Origin of the sequence: Streptomyces longispororuber, from assembly GCF_024448165.1 — a bacterium.
GTDB classification, from domain to species: Bacteria; Actinomycetota; Actinomycetes; order Streptomycetales; family Streptomycetaceae; genus Streptomyces; species Streptomyces longispororuber_A.
The window spans coordinates 23379-38812 of record NZ_JAMOLN010000025.1 but is presented as its reverse complement, the minus strand read 5'-3'; the positions used below and the strand labels follow the sequence as shown (position 1 = coordinate 38812).

The 15434-nt window shown below is 73.1% G+C and carries 14 protein-coding genes; 7 read left to right on the top strand and 7 right to left on the bottom strand.

Going from position 1 to position 15434, the window contains the following annotated elements; all coding sequences use genetic code 11:
* The first annotated feature begins 326 nt into the window (after window positions 1-326).
* Together M4J07_RS47865 and M4J07_RS10095 are read left to right on the top strand one after the other, a co-directional pair.
* Complete coding sequence (locus tag M4J07_RS47865; RefSeq protein WP_305127511.1) at window positions 327-905, top strand: ankyrin repeat domain-containing protein; 579 nt, start codon at window positions 327-329, stop codon at window positions 903-905.
* A 159-nt stretch (window positions 906-1064) separates the two neighbouring features.
* A complete protein-coding gene (locus M4J07_RS10095; RefSeq protein ID WP_255969944.1) occupies window positions 1065-4073 on the top strand; it encodes a family 16 glycoside hydrolase in 3009 nt (1002 codons plus the stop codon).
* Window positions 4074-4124: 51 nt separating this feature from the next.
* Here the strand turns inward: M4J07_RS10095 and M4J07_RS10090 are convergent, their stop codons facing one another.
* On the bottom strand, window positions 4125-5294 hold the full coding sequence (locus M4J07_RS10090) for an epoxide hydrolase family protein (RefSeq protein ID WP_255969941.1): 1170 nt from the start codon (window positions 5292-5294) through the stop codon (window positions 4125-4127).
* 110 nt (window positions 5295-5404) lie between these two features.
* On the opposite strand from M4J07_RS10090, the gene M4J07_RS10085 reads away from it, so the two are divergent.
* A complete protein-coding gene (locus tag M4J07_RS10085) occupies window positions 5405-5590 on the top strand; it encodes a hypothetical protein (RefSeq protein ID WP_255969938.1) in 186 nt (61 codons plus the stop codon).
* Between the two features lie 34 nt (window positions 5591-5624).
* On the opposite strand, the gene M4J07_RS10080 is transcribed toward M4J07_RS10085, so the two are convergent.
* Both M4J07_RS10080 and M4J07_RS10075 read right to left on the bottom strand, forming a co-directional pair.
* A complete protein-coding gene (locus M4J07_RS10080; RefSeq protein WP_255969935.1) occupies window positions 5625-6668 on the bottom strand; it encodes an enoyl-CoA hydratase/isomerase family protein in 1044 nt (347 codons plus the stop codon).
* Window positions 6669-6745: 77 nt separating this feature from the next.
* Window positions 6746-7507, bottom strand: coding sequence for a hypothetical protein (locus M4J07_RS10075; protein WP_255969932.1), 762 nt, complete (start codon window positions 7505-7507; stop codon window positions 6746-6748).
* A gap of 276 nt (window positions 7508-7783) precedes the next feature.
* Between M4J07_RS10075 and M4J07_RS10070 the strand changes: the two genes are divergently transcribed.
* Window positions 7784-9160 carry a DEAD/DEAH box helicase gene (locus M4J07_RS10070; RefSeq protein ID WP_255969929.1) on the top strand — a complete coding sequence of 459 codons (1377 nt, stop codon included), beginning with the start codon at window positions 7784-7786 and terminating at the stop codon, window positions 9158-9160.
* 195 nt (window positions 9161-9355) lie between these two features.
* Entirely contained in the window at window positions 9356-10186 is an 831-nt protein-coding gene (locus M4J07_RS10065) for a SigB/SigF/SigG family RNA polymerase sigma factor (RefSeq protein ID WP_255969926.1), read from the top strand.
* Here M4J07_RS10065 and M4J07_RS10060 read toward each other — a convergent pair.
* On the bottom strand, window positions 10176-10811 hold the full coding sequence (locus M4J07_RS10060) for a DUF1345 domain-containing protein (protein ID WP_255969923.1): 636 nt from the start codon (window positions 10809-10811) through the stop codon (window positions 10176-10178). The two genes, M4J07_RS10065 and M4J07_RS10060, sit on opposite strands and share 11 nt — an antisense overlap.
* Before the next feature lie 90 nt (window positions 10812-10901).
* On the opposite strand from M4J07_RS10060, the gene M4J07_RS10055 reads away from it, so the two are divergent.
* Together M4J07_RS10055 and M4J07_RS10050 are read left to right on the top strand one after the other, a co-directional pair.
* Complete coding sequence (locus M4J07_RS10055; RefSeq protein ID WP_255969920.1) at window positions 10902-11582, top strand: TetR/AcrR family transcriptional regulator; 681 nt, start codon at window positions 10902-10904, stop codon at window positions 11580-11582.
* A 124-nt stretch (window positions 11583-11706) separates the two neighbouring features.
* Entirely contained in the window at window positions 11707-12858 is a 1152-nt protein-coding gene (locus tag M4J07_RS10050; protein WP_255970019.1) for an FAD-dependent oxidoreductase, read from the top strand.
* On the opposite strand, the gene M4J07_RS10045 is transcribed toward M4J07_RS10050, so the two are convergent.
* The 3 genes from M4J07_RS10045 to M4J07_RS10035 are packed head-to-tail and all read right to left on the bottom strand — an operon-like array spanning window position 12846 to window position 15171.
* Window positions 12846-14138, bottom strand: coding sequence for an RNA polymerase sigma factor (locus tag M4J07_RS10045; protein WP_255969917.1), 1293 nt, complete (start codon window positions 14136-14138; stop codon window positions 12846-12848). The two genes, M4J07_RS10050 and M4J07_RS10045, sit on opposite strands and share 13 nt — an antisense overlap.
* A complete protein-coding gene (locus tag M4J07_RS10040) occupies window positions 14135-14422 on the bottom strand; it encodes a YciI family protein (RefSeq protein WP_255969914.1) in 288 nt (95 codons plus the stop codon). Before M4J07_RS10040 ends, M4J07_RS10045 begins: the two co-directional genes overlap by 4 nt.
* Window positions 14419-15171 carry a nuclear transport factor 2 family protein gene (locus M4J07_RS10035; protein WP_255969911.1) on the bottom strand — a complete coding sequence of 251 codons (753 nt, stop codon included), beginning with the start codon at window positions 15169-15171 and terminating at the stop codon, window positions 14419-14421. Before M4J07_RS10035 ends, M4J07_RS10040 begins: the two co-directional genes overlap by 4 nt.
* Window positions 15172-15434: the final 263 nt, after the last annotated feature.

Sequence of the window (15434 nt, the reverse complement as noted above, 5' to 3'; positions counted from 1 at the left end):
CGCCGCCCGCATCGACCGATCGGCCGACCCGGAGGTCGCCCGTTCATGCGCGGAACGCGCTCCGACGGGTGGTGCCCGGTCGCTGTCGCCGCGGCCAGGATCGGGGTATCCGCAGATCCCGCCACGAGGAGGACGACGTGACGACGCCGCACGGCAGCAGGCACGGCAGCACGCACGGAAAGAGGCGCCGGCGCCCGGGACCGGTGGCGGCCCTCGCGACGGGCCTGGCGTTCATCGCGTGCGTCGCCGCCTGCGGCGCACCCGCCACGGACGACGGCCGGGCAACGGGCACGTCCTCGACCGCCGTCCGGGGCGCTTCGGCCGATCTGCTGCGCGCCGCCGGGCGCGGTGACGCCCAGGGGGTCCGCACGGCCGTCGAGGCGGGCGCGGACCTGGAGGCCCGTGACGACACCGGCCGCACCCCGCTGCTGCTCGCCTCCCTCGGCGACCACGTGGCGGCCGCGAAGGTCCTGGTCGAGGCGGGCGCCGACCCGGACGCACAGGACGAGAGGCAGGACAGTGCCTGGCTGGTGACGGGGGTGACCGGCAGCGCCGCGATGGCGCGCGCCCTGATCCCCGCCCACCCGGACTACACGCTGGAGAACCGCTTCGGCGGTACGTCCCTGATCCCGGCGGGCGAGCACGGCCACGCCGACTATGTGCGCGAGGTGCTGCGCGGCACCGACATCGACGTCGACCACGTCAACGACCTCGGCTGGACCGCCCTGTTGGAGGCGATCATCCTCGGCGACGGCGGCACGGACCACCAGCGGGTCGTCGAACTGCTCCTGCACGCCGGCGCGGACCCGTCGCTGGCGGACGGCGAGGGCGTCACCCCGCTCGCCCATGCGCGCGACCGCGGCCACGACGAGATCGCCGCACTGCTGCGCGCCGCGGGTGCGTGAGGTGACCACCGACTTCCGCTCCGTCACAGGACTTTGAACTCATTGATGACAAAGTATGGACGTGTTGAGCAGAAGTCCCCTAGCGTGACGGCGCAACCGTAGGAGTTCCGCTCGACCGGGGTGCGATCCGGCGGCCTCCGGTCCCGTCCTGGAGGACCGATGCATCCACGGCTGTTCCCGCACGCCCGAAGACGGCTCGCCACCCTGCTCGTCGGAGGATTTCTCGCCGGAGGCGTCTGGATCGCGCCACCGGCCCCCGCCGCCGAGGCCGACATCCCGCCCCAGGAGCCGGGGGTCACCCTGCGCGTCTTCGACACGCAGACCCCGCTCAGCAAGCTGTGCACGCTCAAGCCCGGGCAGACGCCCAACCACGACAAGCTGATGCCGACCGTCGACTGGTCCACGACCGACGACTTCGGCGGCTTCGCCGACAACTTCTCGGCCGAGGCGTCCGGTTACCTGGTGATCCCGAGCGACGGGACGTACGCCTTCCGCCTCACCAGCGACGACGGCTCACGGCTCACCATCGACGACAGGCAGGTCATCGACCACGACGGCCTGCACGGCGCCGAGCCCAAGGACGGAACCGTCCAACTCACCGCCGGTTCCCACCCGTTCCGCATCGACTACTTCGAGCGGGGCGGCGGACAGCAGCTCACGCTGGCCTGGCAGCCGCCGGGCGCCGACGCCTTCACCGTCGTCCCACGCGAGGCGCTGAGCACCGACGCCGGCGTCGTCCGGGTGACCGCGCCCGGACGCAAGGAGTGCGAGTCGGGCGCGGACAGCCCCGGCGACGGACTGCCGCTGACCGACGTCCGCCCGGACCTCGACCTCACCGATCTGCGCCCGGACGGCTTCGAACCGCAGGTCACCGGCATGGACTGGCTGCCCGACGGACGGCTCGCCATCAGCACGTGGGGCGGCTCCGAGACCACCAAGGGCGAGGTGTACCTCCTCGACCACGTCACCGGCACGACCAGCCGGGACAAGGTGACGGTGCAGAAGGTCGCGAGCGGGCTGCGCGAGCCGATGGGCATCAAGTACGTCGACGGTTCGCTGTACGTGTCGCAGAAGCACGAGCTGACCCAGCTCGTCGACACGGACAAGGACTCCGTCACCGACGAGTACCGCACCGTCGCCACCTGGCCGTACGGCAAGAACTTCCACGAGTTCGCCTTCGGCCTGCTCTACCGCGACGGCTTCTTCTACGTGAACCTGTCCGTCGCCATCAACTACGGCGGCGCCACCACCACTCCGCAGCCCGCGCCCGGCCGCGGCACCACGTACAAGGTCAACCGGAAGACCGGGAAGATCCACGCGGTCGCGGGCGGTCTGCGCACCCCGAACGGGATCGGCTGGGGCCCCGGCGGCGACATCTTCACCACCGACAACCAGGGCGGCTGGCTGCCCGCGTCGAAGCTCGTCCAGATCAGACAGGACCGCTTCTTCAACCACTACACCGAACCGTCCGGCCCGTTCGACGACAAGCCCGTCACCCAGCCGGTGCTGTGGCTGCCGCAGAACGAGATCGCCAACTCCCCCAGCACACCGCTGTACTTGACCAAAGGCCGGTTCGCCGGGCAGATGCTCTTCGGCGACGTCACCTACGGCGGACTGCAGCGCGGCTACCTGGAGAAGGTGAAGGGCCAGTACCAGGGCGCCGTGTTCCGGTACACGCAGGGCCTGGAGGCCGGAGTCAACCGGATCACGATGGGTCCCGACGGCGCGATCTACGCAGGCGGGCTCGGCGCCGACGGCAACTGGGGCCAGGAAGGGAAGCTCAAGTTCGGCCTGCAGAAACTGGCACCGAACGGCGGCAACACCTTCGACGTCAAGGAGATGCGGGCCGTCCCCGGCGGCTTCGACCTGGAGTACACCCAGCCGCTGTCGCAGGCCACGGCCGAGGAACTGGCCAAGCGCTACCAGGCCGAGCAGTGGCGCTACACCCCGACGTCCGACTACGGCGGCCCGAAGATCGCCGAGGAGCGGCTCGCGGTCCGGTCGGCCACGCTCGCCGACGACGGCCGCACGGTCCGGCTGCGCCTGGACGGCCTCAAGCCCGGCCGGGTCGTGCACGTCCGCTCCCCGCGCCCCTTCGCGTCCGACTCCGGTGAACCGCTGTTCAGCACCGAGGCCTGGTACACCCTCAACGCGCTGCCCGGCGAGCAGCCGCCGCCCGCCACCCTCTACGAGGCGGAGGAGGCACGCCTGACCGGAACGGCCGGCATCAACACCGATCACCCCGGCTACTCCGGCAGCGGCTTCGTCGACAGCTACAACACCGAGGGCAAGGTCGCCACGACGTTCGACGTGACCGTCCCCAAGGCGGGCGAGTACGACGTGAACCTCCGCTACTCGAACGGCCCGAACCCCTTCCAGGGCACCAAGTCCCTCTCCCTGTACGCCAACGGCGCCAAGCTCCGGCAGACGACCCTCGCCTCGACGGGCACCTGGGACGCCTGGTCGACCCGGACCGAGCGCGTCACCCTCAAGGCGGGCCGCAACACCGTCGCCTACCGCTTCGACCCGGGCGACACCGGCCACGTCAACCTCGACCTGATCACCGTGCGCCCGCACGGCGACCCGGTCGGTCTCTTCGACGGCACGGCCGCCTCCCAGGCGCAGTGGCAGCACACCGACGGCCGGAAGGTCGAATGGCCGCTGACCGACGAGAAGTCGATGGAGGTGTGCTGCGGCGACATCCGCACCAAGGATGCCTACGAGGACTTCAAGCTGCACGTGGAGTTCCGGGTGCCGCAGCTGCCGGACGACGTGACCGGACAGAACCGGGGCAACAGCGGCGTCTACCTCCAGGAGCGGTACGAGATCCAGATCCTCGACTCGTTCGGTGACACCACGCTCGACAACAACGAGGCGGGGGCGATCTATCTGAAGAAGGCGCCGGACATCAACGCGGCGACGGCGCCGGAGAGTTGGCAGACGTACGACATCACGTTCCGGGCGGCGCGCTTCGACGCCGACGGCAAGAAGACCGCCGACGCGCGGGTGACCGTGGTGTGGAACGGCACGAAGGTCCACGACGACGTCGCGATCGACGGGCCGACCGGCGCGGGCGCGCCGGAGAGCCCGGCGGCCGGGGCGATCCGGCTGCAGGACCACGGCAACAAGGTGCGGTTCCGCAACATCCGGGTGGAACCGCTGAGTTGAGCCCCGGAGCTCAGGGCGCGCCCACGACGGCGTGGGCGCGCCCCCTCCGCCTCACCGGGCCGTCCGGTAGGGGCGGAAGAAGTCCCGCACCTCCTGCGCGTACAGCTCGGGTTCCTCGAACGGGGCGAAGTGGCCGCCCCGCGGGGGCTCCGTCACGCGGACCACGTTCGTCATGCGCTCCAGCCAGGCCCGCGGCGGGCGGAGGATGTCGCCGTGGAACAGCGAGAAGCCGGACGGGACGTCGACGCGACGCGTGAGCTGCTCGACCGGGAGGGCGCCGTTCGCGTGGTACATGCGCATCGACGAGCCGATGGTGCCGGTCAGCCAGTACAGGGTGACGTTCGTGAGGATCTCGTCCTTGGTGAAGCTGCGCCCGATGTCGCCGTCGCAGTCGCTCCACGCGCGCATCTTCTCGACGATCCACGCGGCGAGCCCGGCCGGCGAGTCGGTGAGCCCGAACGCGGCGGTCTGCGGTTTCGTCCGGTGGATCGCGCCGTACGCGCCCTCGGCGGCACCCCACGCGCCGACCTCGTCGAACCAGGCCCGCTCCTCGGCCGTCAGCTCGGCCCGGTCACCGGTGAACACGGGCAGGCCGCCGTCCATCCGGTGCACGGCCACGACCCGGTCGGGGTGGTCGAGGGCGAGATAGCGGCTGACGTGACTGCCGATGTCGCCGCCCGCCGCGCCGAACCGCGGGTACCCGAGCCCGGCCATGAGCTCTGCCCACAGTCCGGCCACGGCGGGTGAGGCGAGCGGGGCGCCGGCGGGCCGGTCCGAGTAGCCGTAGCCCGGCATGTCGGGGACGACCACGTCGAACGCGTCGGCCGGGTCGGCGCCGTGCGCGGCCGGGTCCGTGAGCAGCGGGACCACCTTCTGGTAGCGCCAGAAGGAGTCCGGCCAGCCGTGGCACAGCACCAGCGGCAGCGCGGGTCCTGCCGACGCGGCGGCCCGGGCGTGCACGAAGTGGATGCCGAGTCCGCCGAGCCGGGCGCGGTACCGGGGCAGCCGGGCCAGCTCCGCCTCCTGTGCCCGCCAGTCGAACCCGTCCGCCCAGTGGGCGACGAGCGCACGGAGCTCGTCCAGGTCGGTACCGAGGGACCAGCCGGCGTCCTCGGGCGCGTCGGGCCAGCGCGTCGCGCGCAGCCGCGCCCGCAGGTCGGCCAGGGCGGCGGGGTCCGCCGACGAGGAGAAGGGCTCGATGGTCAGCGCTGCGTCCGGCATGCCCTCCATGATCCCGCAGCGCCGCCGGTTCGCACGTCCGCACGGCGCCGGTGGGGTTTGATCCCGCCACCATCGGTAAGGCGCGGGGCAGTTGACACGGGAGGTGCACGGTGTTCCAAGCCGGACAGAACGGTCAGTGGGTCCGTACCCGCACGGAGGCGGACGCCAAGGCGTTCATCCAGGAGAAGCGTGCCGACCAGGAGCGTTCCCTGCACACCGGAACCGGCACGCTGATCGTCACCGGTGCCGTGCTGCTCTTCCTCGTGGGCTGGGCGCTGTACGGCATGCTGCGCTGACCCGGGCACCAACACGGTTCGGGCCAGACCGAGTTCAGGCGAGGCCGAGTTCCCGCTCGCCGAGGGACACGAAGTGGCGGCGCACGTCGGCGTCCGTGACCTCGGCGAGGTGGGCGGGCTGCCAGCGGGGCCTGCGGTCCTTGTCGATGATCTGTGCCCGCACGCCTTCCACCAGGTCCGGGTTGCCCACGGCCACGCAGGACACCCGGTACTCCTGGTCGAGTGCCTCCTCCAGCGTGAGGCCACGGGCCGAGCGCATCGCGGCGAGGGTGACCTTCAGGGCGAGGGGCGAGCGGCTCAGGAGCAGTTCGGCAGCCTCCTTCGCCTCGGTGTCGCCGCGGTCGAGCAGCCGGGCGACGATCTCCTCCACGGTGTCGGCGGCGAAGCACGCGTCGATCCACGGCCTCATGGCGGCCAACTCGCCGTCCGGCGCCGCCTGTTCACGGGCGCTGAGCGCGTCCCGGACCGGGCTCGTGGCCAGCGCGTCGAGGAGGCCCGGAACGTCTGACGCGGGCAGATAGTGGTCGGCCAGACCGCACAGCAGGGCGTCGCCCGCGCCGATCGACGCACCGGTGAGCGCCAGGTACGTGCCCAGCTCGCCGGGCGCGTGGGCGAGCAGCCAGGTGCCGCCGACGTCCGGGACGAACCCGATGCCCGTCTCCGGCATGGCGATCCGGGACCGCTCGGTGACGACCCGCACGGAGCCGTGCGCGGAGATCCCCACGCCGCCGCCCATCACGATGCCGTCCATGATCGCGACGTACGGCTTGGGGTAGCGGGCGATCCGGGCGTTGAGGTGGTACTCGTCGCGCCAGAACGCGGCCGACGCACTGCCGTCGCCGTCCCGGGCGTCGTCGTGCACGGCCCGGATGTCGCCGCCCGCGCACAGGCCGCGCTCGCCCGCGCCGGTGATCACGACGCTCTCCACGGAGTCGTCGTGCTCCCAGTCGGTCAGCGCCGCGTCGACGAGGCGCACCATCTCGTGGTCGATCGCGTTCAGCGCGCGGGGCCGGTTGAGCACGAGGTGGGCGGCCCGGCCCTCGACGCGCCTGAGGACTGGGGTCTCGCTGCCGGTCATCCGAATGCCTCCGTCACGCCGCGACTGCCGATCCCCGGCATGATCTCATCCGCCGGTCGACGGCCGTGCGGGACCGCTCACCAGTCGTCCCAGACCGTCGCCTCCACGGTGAACTCGGACGGGCCCCGCACGCTGGTCACCGTGACGTAGCCGAGGCGCCCTTCCTGGGTCCGCAGGCAGGCGACGGTCCCCTCGTGCACGGCCAGCGCCCGCCGCGCCAACTGACCGCTCAGGTCGGCGCATTGCTGGTGGTCGGGCGGCCGGGAGCCGTCCCAGCGGGCGATGGCGTTGGCGACGACCTCGCCGGAGTGGCAGTCGCACTCCAGCCCGAGATCCCCGATCACCGCCTGGCCCGGTGGCACGCCGTCGAGCCACCATCCGGTGGGCGCCCCGTTGCTGTAGAGGAGCAGCGAGCCCTGCCATCGCACCCGCACGGCCGGCTTGCTGGGCCCGGGGCGGGGCGTCGGTGCCGGGGACGTATCCGGCGGCGGGACCGACGGTGACGGTGTCCGCGAAGGGGTCGGGGCCGGCGTCGACGTGTCCGGTGCGGGGCTCGGCGGGGACGGGTCGTCCGTGGGTGTCGCCGGTGCGGCCGAGGGGCTCGGCGACGGCCCGGCGGCCCGGCCACCGCCGGTGCCGCCGGTCGACGACAGGTTCTGTACGTACAGCAGGGTGCCCAGCACCAGCGCGAGTGCGCCGATCGCGGCGACGGTCCAGCGCACCTTCGGCGAGGTGAGGGCCGGGAGTTCGGCGCCGCCCAGGTTCACGGCCTGCCCGATCACCGCGCCGGCGAGCAGGATCACGCCGACGACCCACAGCGATCCGACGACAGCAAGCACGACACCACTCCCCGCGGGCGTTCGCCTGGTCCGGCCACGGTGCGCGCCGTGGGGACGCCGGAGGACGACCGTAGCGACCATCGGGCGAATCGGGCCAGGGGGCCGCACGGCAGCCGGGTGCCCGGCCTTCCGCGCCGCCGGGCCCGGACCGTCACGTAGAGTTGGCGGTACACGTCCGCGCGCTACTCCCCCGGCCGGTCCACCGGCCGGCGACGCGTCGGCCGGTCACTCCTCTGCCGGGCCTTCCTCGGTACGTCCCTCTGCGGAAGGCTCTGCATGAACCACCCGGACCGCCCCGACGACGCCCCTGCCGTCTCCTTCGCCGACCTGGGCCTGCCCGCGGCGGTGCTGCGCACGCTCGGTGAGCTCGGTGTCCGGGAGCCCTTCCCGATCCAGGCGGCCACCCTGCCGGGCGCCCTCGCGGGGCGCGACGTGCTGGGGCGCGGGCGGACCGGTTCCGGCAAGACGCTCGCCTTCGGGCTGGCGCTGCTGAGCCGGACGGCCGGGCGGCGGGCCGAGCCGAAGCACCCCCTGGCCCTGGTCCTCGTGCCCACGCGCGAGCTGGCCCAGCAGGTCACCGAGGCGCTCACCCCGTACGCCGAAGCGCTCCGCCTGCGGATGGCCACGGTCGTCGGCGGCATCTCGATCGGCCGTCAGGCCGCCGCGCTGCGGGACGGCGCCGAGGTCGTCGTCGCCACCCCCGGCCGCCTGCACGACCTCATCGACCGCGGGGCCTGCCGCCTCGGCCGCGTCCGGATCACCGTGCTCGACGAGGCCGACCAGATGTGCGACATGGGTTTCCTGCCGCAGGTCACCGAGGCGCTCGACCAGGTGCGCACGGACGGTCAGCGGATGCTGTTCTCGGCCACCCTGGACCGCGACGTCGATCAGCTGGTGACCAAGTACCTTCACGACCCGGCCGTCCACGAGGTCGATCCGTCGGCGGGCGCGGTCACGACCATGGAGCACCACGTCCTGGTCGTGCACGGCCCCGACCGGTACGCCGTCGTCACCGAGATCGCCGCCCGCGACGGCCGCGTCCTGCTGTTCCTGGACACCAAGCACGGGGTCGACCAGCTGACCCGGCACCTGCGGGCCCACGGGATCCACGCGGCGGCGCTGCACAGCGGCAAGTCGCAGCCGCAGCGCACCAAGACCCTCGCGCAGTTCAAGAACGGGCAGATCACCGCCCTGGTGGCGACGAACGTCGCGGCGCGCGGCCTGCACGTCGACGACCTCGACCTGGTGGTCAACGTCGACCCGCCCACCGATCCCAAGGACTATCTGCACCGCGCGGGGCGCACCGCCCGGGCGGGCGGTTCCGGCCGGGTCGTCTCGCTCGTCCTGTCGGGACAGCGCCGCGAGCTGAGCCGGGTGACGACGGAGGCCGGGATCGAGCCGACGACCACCAAGGTGCGTTCGGGCGAGGCCGTACTGAGCCGGATCACCGGGGCGAAGGCTCCGTCGGGCACCCCGCTGGACAGCGCGCCCGGCGCGTCCCGGCCCAAGAACACGAACGCCCCCTTCCGCGGCCTGGGAACCTCGAAGGACGGCTCCGGCGGCGGGGGCGGCGGCCGGTCCTCCCGCAAGTCGAGCGAGGCCCGCAAGCTCGCCGAGGCCCGCAAGGCGGCCCAGGTGCGCCGCGGCCGCTAGGGCCTGTGCCGAGATCGCCGCGCGGCAGGGCTCGGGTCGCCGCGCGGCTGGTTCCGGCGCACACTGGAACGTAAGCATGTCGTGCTTCGGACCGGAGGCGCGCTCGCGGGAGCCCAGTGCTCCCGACGGCTGTCCGGCAGTGCGGCCACCGGCTCTCGCGATCCCTTGTCACCCCTACGGTGAGGAGCGATTCCGATGCCGGCCCACACGTCCGCACCCTGCGCGACCCGCACACATCGACGTCCGCACGACGCCCCCGACACCGCCGCCGCCTTCGACCGCTTCGCGCACCTGGACGGCGGGCCGGAGCGGGAGCTGCTGTCCGAGGAGATCGTCGAGGCGTGGCTGCCCATGGCGCACCGGATCGCCCGCCGGTTCCGTGACAAGGGCGAGAGCACCGAGGACCTCCAGCAGGTCGCGGCGATGGGCCTGGTCAAGGCCGTCAACCACTACGAGCCGGAGCGCGGCGCCTTCGAGAGCTACGCGGTGCCGACCATCACGGGCGAACTGCGCCGGCACTTCCGCGACCGCATGTGGGACGTGCGGGTGCCGCGCCGCATCCAGGAACTGCGCACCAAGGTCCGCAGGGCCCGCTTCGAGCTCCTCGACCAGCCGGGCAGCAGCCCGCAACCGGGCATCCCGGCCCTGGCCCGCCAGGCGGAGCTCACCAAGGACGAGGTCCGGGACGGCATGACTGCCCTGGACAGCTACAGCGCCACGTCCCTGGACGCGCAGCTGACGTCCGGCGGCCCCGACGGGTTCAGCCTCGCCGACACGCTCGGCGTCACGGACCCCGGCTTCGACCTCGTCACGGACCGGGAGGCGGCCCGGGAGGGACTGCAGCAACTGCCCAGCCGGGAGCGGACGATCCTGTACCTGAGCTACTTCGAGGGCCTGACGCAGAGCCGGATCGCGGAGCGGTTCGGCATCTCCCAGATGCAGGTGTCCCGCCTCATCGCTAAGAGCTGCGCCACGGTGCGCGCGCACGCGCTGCGCGGCGCCGACGGGGTGTGGGTCAGCCGGTGACCAGGCCGGTCACCAGGTTGATGGCCGTCGCCAGGATGCTGGTGCCGAACACGTAGGACAGCAGGCAGTGGCGGAGCACGATCGACCGGATCGTCGAGCTGGCGACGCTGGTGTCGGAGACCTGGTAGGTCATGCCGAGGTTGTAGCTGAAGTAGAGGAAGTCCCGGTACGCGGGCGGGCGCGCGGAGTTGAAGTCGATCCCGCCGCCCGACGCGTAGTACACGGACGCGTAGCGGGTCGCGTACATCAGGTGCAGCGCGGCCCACGCCATGAAGACGCCGCACAGCGCGGTGGCGGCCGCGATCTGTCCCGTGTCGTCGGAGCCGCCGCGCAGGAGCAGCAGGACGATGGCGACGAGGCCGCACAGGGCCGCCCCCACGACCACCAGTTCCTCGGCGACGGGCCGGAAGCCCTCGCGGCCCGCGTTGCGCCGGGTCGCCTCGGCGTCCAGCGGCCACAGGACCGCCCAGCCCGACACCACGAAGACGAGCTCCGTCACGGCGATCCCGACCAGCACGCCGAGGGTCGCGTCGACCGGGATCCCGACGGCGACACCGGCCGCCGCGCCGGTGAGCACGGCTCCGACGAGGCGGGGGACGGCGGCCGACGGGACCCTGGTGTTCATGCCGCCTCACGGTAGTCGCGCGGACCTTGGTCGGCCCGGCGGTCCCGCTACGAACTTGTTCGTTACGAACATGTTCGTTACGGTGGTGGGGTGACCTCGAACGCCCCCCGCCCCCGCAGCCGCCGCGAGCGGCCCGCCAAGCCCGCCCTCTCCCACGAAGGCATCGTCGACACGGCGGTCCGCCTGATGGAGAGCGACGGACTCCAGCGCGTCACCATGCGACGGCTCGCCCAGGAGCTCGACACCGGCCCCGCCTCGCTGTACGTGTACGTGGCCAACACGGACGACCTGCACGCGGCGATGCTGGAGCGGCTGCTCGGCGCCGTCGAGCTCACGCCGCCCGCCGAGGACTGGCGCGAGCGGCTCGTCCAGGTCCTCGCCTCGTACACGCACGTCCTGTTCGCGCACCCCGGGCTCGCCCGCGCCGCGGTGGCGGTCCGTCCGAACGGGCCGCACTACCTGGCCCTGGTGGAGACGATCCTCGCCCTGCTGCACGAGGGCGGCGTGCCCGACGGGCAGGCGGCCTGGGGCGTCGACGTGCTGCTCCAGGTGGCGACGGCCACCGCCGCCGAGCACGCCACCCGCGCGGCCGACGGCACCAGCGTGCGCGCCCACGACGACGCGATCGCCGCGTTGCGCGGCGCCTGTGCCGACCGCCACCCGCGGATCGCCGCCCTCGGCGACGACCTCTACTCGGGCGCGCCCGAACAGCGCCTCGCCTGGGCCTTCCGCGCGGTGATCAACGGAACCGGCGGCACCCCTCGCACCTGAACCGACGGCCCCGGCCCACCGGCCGGCCGCCCCCAGCGAAAGAAGCACTCCCATGAACACGTCCGTGAACACACCCGGCACCACGCCCCTGAACTCACCCGGGACCGCTCCCGTGACCACTCCCGTGAGCCCCCTCCCCCACCATCCCGTCGCCGTCATCGGTGCCGGTCTGGGCGGGCTGACCCTCGCCCGGGTCCTGCACGTGAACGGCATCGATGCCGCCGTCTTCGACCTCGACGCCTCCGCGGGCGCCCGCGCCCAGGGCGGCATGCTCGACATCCACGGCGACACCGGCCAGGCCGCGCTGCGCGCGGCGGGCCTGCACGACGCGTTCCTCGCCAAGGTCCACCGCGGCGGCCAGGCCCTGCGGGTCCTGGACCGGCAGGCCCGGGTGCTGCGCGACGAGGGCGACGACGGCACCGGCGACCGGCCGGAGATCGACCGCGGCGACCTGCGGGACCTGCTGATCGGCTCCCTGCCCGACGGGATGATCCGCTGGAACGCGAAGACGACCGCGGTCCGGCCGATCGGTGCCGGCCGGCACGAGGTCACGCTGGCCGACGGCAGCGCCTTCACCACGGACCTGCTGATCGGCGCCGACGGCGCATGGTCGCGGGTCAGGCCGCTGCTGTCCGACGCCGTGCCCGCGTACACCGGCATCTCGTTCGTCGAGATCGACCTGCTCGACGCCGACGCCCGCCACCCCGAGAGCGCCCGTCTGCTGGGCGGCGGCATGTTCTTCGCGCTCGGCGACGACAAGGGCTTCCTCGGTCACCGGGAGAGCGACGGCAGCCTGCACCTGTACACGGCGCTGCGGGTCGCCGAAGACCACCTCGACGGCTTCGACTTCACCGACGCCGACGCCGCGAAGACCGCGCTCCTGGAGCACTTCGCGGACTGGGCGCCCGAGCTGCGGCGGCTCGTCACCGACGCGGACGGACCTCTCGTCCCCCGGCTCATCCACGCGCTGCCCGTCGGCCACCGCTGGGACCGCGTACCCGGCGTGACGCTGCTGGGCGACGCCGCCCACCTGATGTCACCGTTCGCCGGTGAGGGCGCCAACCTCGCGATGATCGACGGCGCGGACCTGGGCCGCTGCCTGGCCGCGCACCCCGGTGACACCGAGGCAGCGCTGGCCGCGTACGAAGAGGTGCTGTTCCCCCGCAGCGAGGCGACGGCGCAGGACTCCGCCGACGGCCTGGAGGTCATCTTCAACGACCGGGCGCCGCAACCGCTGCTCGACATGTTCGCCGGGTTCGACGCTCAGCAGGGCTGACCGGCCGTCCGGTGCGCGGACCGGCACTCCTCGGCCCGCCGGGTGAGGAACCGCCGCTCCGCCTCGTTGCCGACCAGCTCCAGGGCCCGCCCGTACCACGCGGCGGCCTCCGCCGGACGTCCCGCCCGGCGCAGCAGGTCGGCGTGGGTGGCCGGGAGCAGATGACTGTCCGGCAGCGCGCCCTCCCGTTCCAGTTCCCCGACCAGGGCGAGGCCCGCGTCCGGTCCTTCGGCCATGCCGACCGCCACCGCGCGGTTGAGCCGGACCGTCGCCGACGGCACCCGGCGCTCCAACTCCCCGTACAGGCCCGCGATGTCGGCCCAGTCCGTGGCGTCGGCGGTGGCCGCCGTGGTGTGGCAGGCGGCGATGGCCGCCTGGATCTGGTACGGCCCGGGGCGGCCCCGGCGCAGCGCGCCCTCCAGGAGCGCGGCGCCCTCGTCGATCCCGGCCCGGTCCCACGCCGAACGGTCCTGGTCCTCCAGCGTCACCAGGTCACCGATGGCATCCACCCGGGTGCCGCGCCGCGCGTCGTGCAGCAGCAACAGGGCGAGCAGGCCCAGCACTTCGGGCTCGTCAGGCAGGAGCCGGGCGAGGACGCGGGCGAGCCGGACGGCCTCGGCGCACAGGTCCGTGCGCACCAGGTCCGTGCCGGAAGCCGCGGCGTAGCCCTCGTTGAAGAGCAGGTACACGACGGCGAGCACCCCCGTCGTCCGTTCCGGCAGCAGGTGCGCCGGCGGGACGCGGTAGGGGATGCCGGCGTCGCGGATCTTCCGCTTGGCCCGGACGAGGCGCTGCGCCATGGTCGCCTCGGGCACGAGGAAGGCGCGGGCGATCTCCGGCGTGGTCAGCCCGGCGAGCGTGCGCAGGGTCAGCGCGACGCGCGCGTCCAGGGACAGGGCGGGATGACAGCAGGTGAACAGCAGCCGCAGCCGGTCGTCCGGCACTCCGCTCTCGTCCTCACCGGCCGGTTCGTGCGGGTCCTCGTGCGGGTCCTCGTGCCGGGCCAGCACGGCGGCGTCGCGCACCTTCGCCGCCTCGACGGCCGCCCTGCGCCGCACGTCCAGAGCGCGGTTGCGGGCCGTCGTGGTGAGCCAGGCGCCGGGGCGGCGCGGCACTCCGTCGCGCCGCCACCGGTCGAGCGCCCGGGTGAACGCGTGCTGGGCGCACTCCTCGGCGAGGTCCCAGTCGCCGGTCGCCCCGATGACGGTGGCGACGACCTGGCCCCACTCCTCGTGGAAGGCGGCCGTGACCGCCTTCTCGACGTCGTCCGTGCCGTTCATTCGTCCGGCTCCAGGACCGGGCGCACTTCCACCGCCCCGGCGGCGGCGACCGGATGCCGTGCGGCGAGGTCCAGGGCCTCGTCGAGGTCGGCCGCCTCGACGAGGTCGAACCCCGCCACGTACTCCTGTCCGGCGGTGAACGGGCCGTCGCTGACGAGGACTTCACTGCCGCGCGTCCGCACCGTGGTGGCGCAGTCGGCCGGACGCAGCCGCACTCCGGCGGGCGTCCCGGGGGCGATTTCCGCGCCGCCGTCCGGGGCGCAGAGGAGGAAGACGTACCTCACGACGCGTCCGGCGGCAGGGGCACGTCGAGCGGGACGGACGTGTGCTGGTGGACGATCTGCCACCGGTCACCCGCCGCGCGGTAGCCGGTGGTGACCCGGGCAGTGCTGTCCAGCGTCCCGCCGTCGGCGAGCCGGGCGCGCATCCGGACGAGGGCGTGGCTGAAGGCGATGCTCTCGTCGACGCGGACGTGGAAGTCGAGGACCTCGCGCTCGACGGGCCCGTCCAGCGTCGCGATCCACAGCTCCTCAGCCTTGCGCAGGGCGTCGACCCCGCTCTGCGGCAGTCCGCTCACGGGGTGGAACACCTCGACGTCCGGCGCGTAGCAGGCCATGGCCCGGGCGACGTCACGGTCCTGGCCGGCGGCGGTGAGCTCCGCGTCGAGCCGCCGGATCTCGGCCTCCGCGTCCTCGTCGTCCCAGAACGGCCGCACCTCCATGGCGCCCCCGGCGGCCATCGGGTGCCGTGCGGCCGCTTCGACGGCCTCGTCCAGGCTCCCGCACTCCAGGACGTCGAACCCGGCGATGTACTCCTTGGTCTCGGCGAACGGGCCGTCGGTGCGCAGCACTTCAGCGTCCCGCACCCGGACGGTGACCGCGTCGGCCGGGGGCCGCAGCCGGTGGCCGTGCAGCCGGACGCGGCGTTCGACGCCCAGTTCCTCGACCCACTGCTCGATGGGAACGACGGGTGATTCTGGGGTGTCACCGGTCTCGACGGTGTCGTCGGCGCAGACGAGCAGCATGTACTTCATCGTTCCTCCGGGTGTGGTGCCGGTGTCCGTGAGCTTCCTACACCCACCGACGCACGGCCCCGCCCGGAATCGACACCTCGGCGAAAAAATCTTTCGCCCCGCGCCGAGCGGGGCGTTATCGTCGACGGTATGAACGTCACCGGCCGAACCACCACCGCAGCCGCGCGAGCGACCAGCTCGCCGGTTGCCGCCGCCTGACGCACCACTTTCCCCGGCGACCGGAAACGGCCCGCCGGGGTTTCGCGTTCTTCGACGTTCACCCA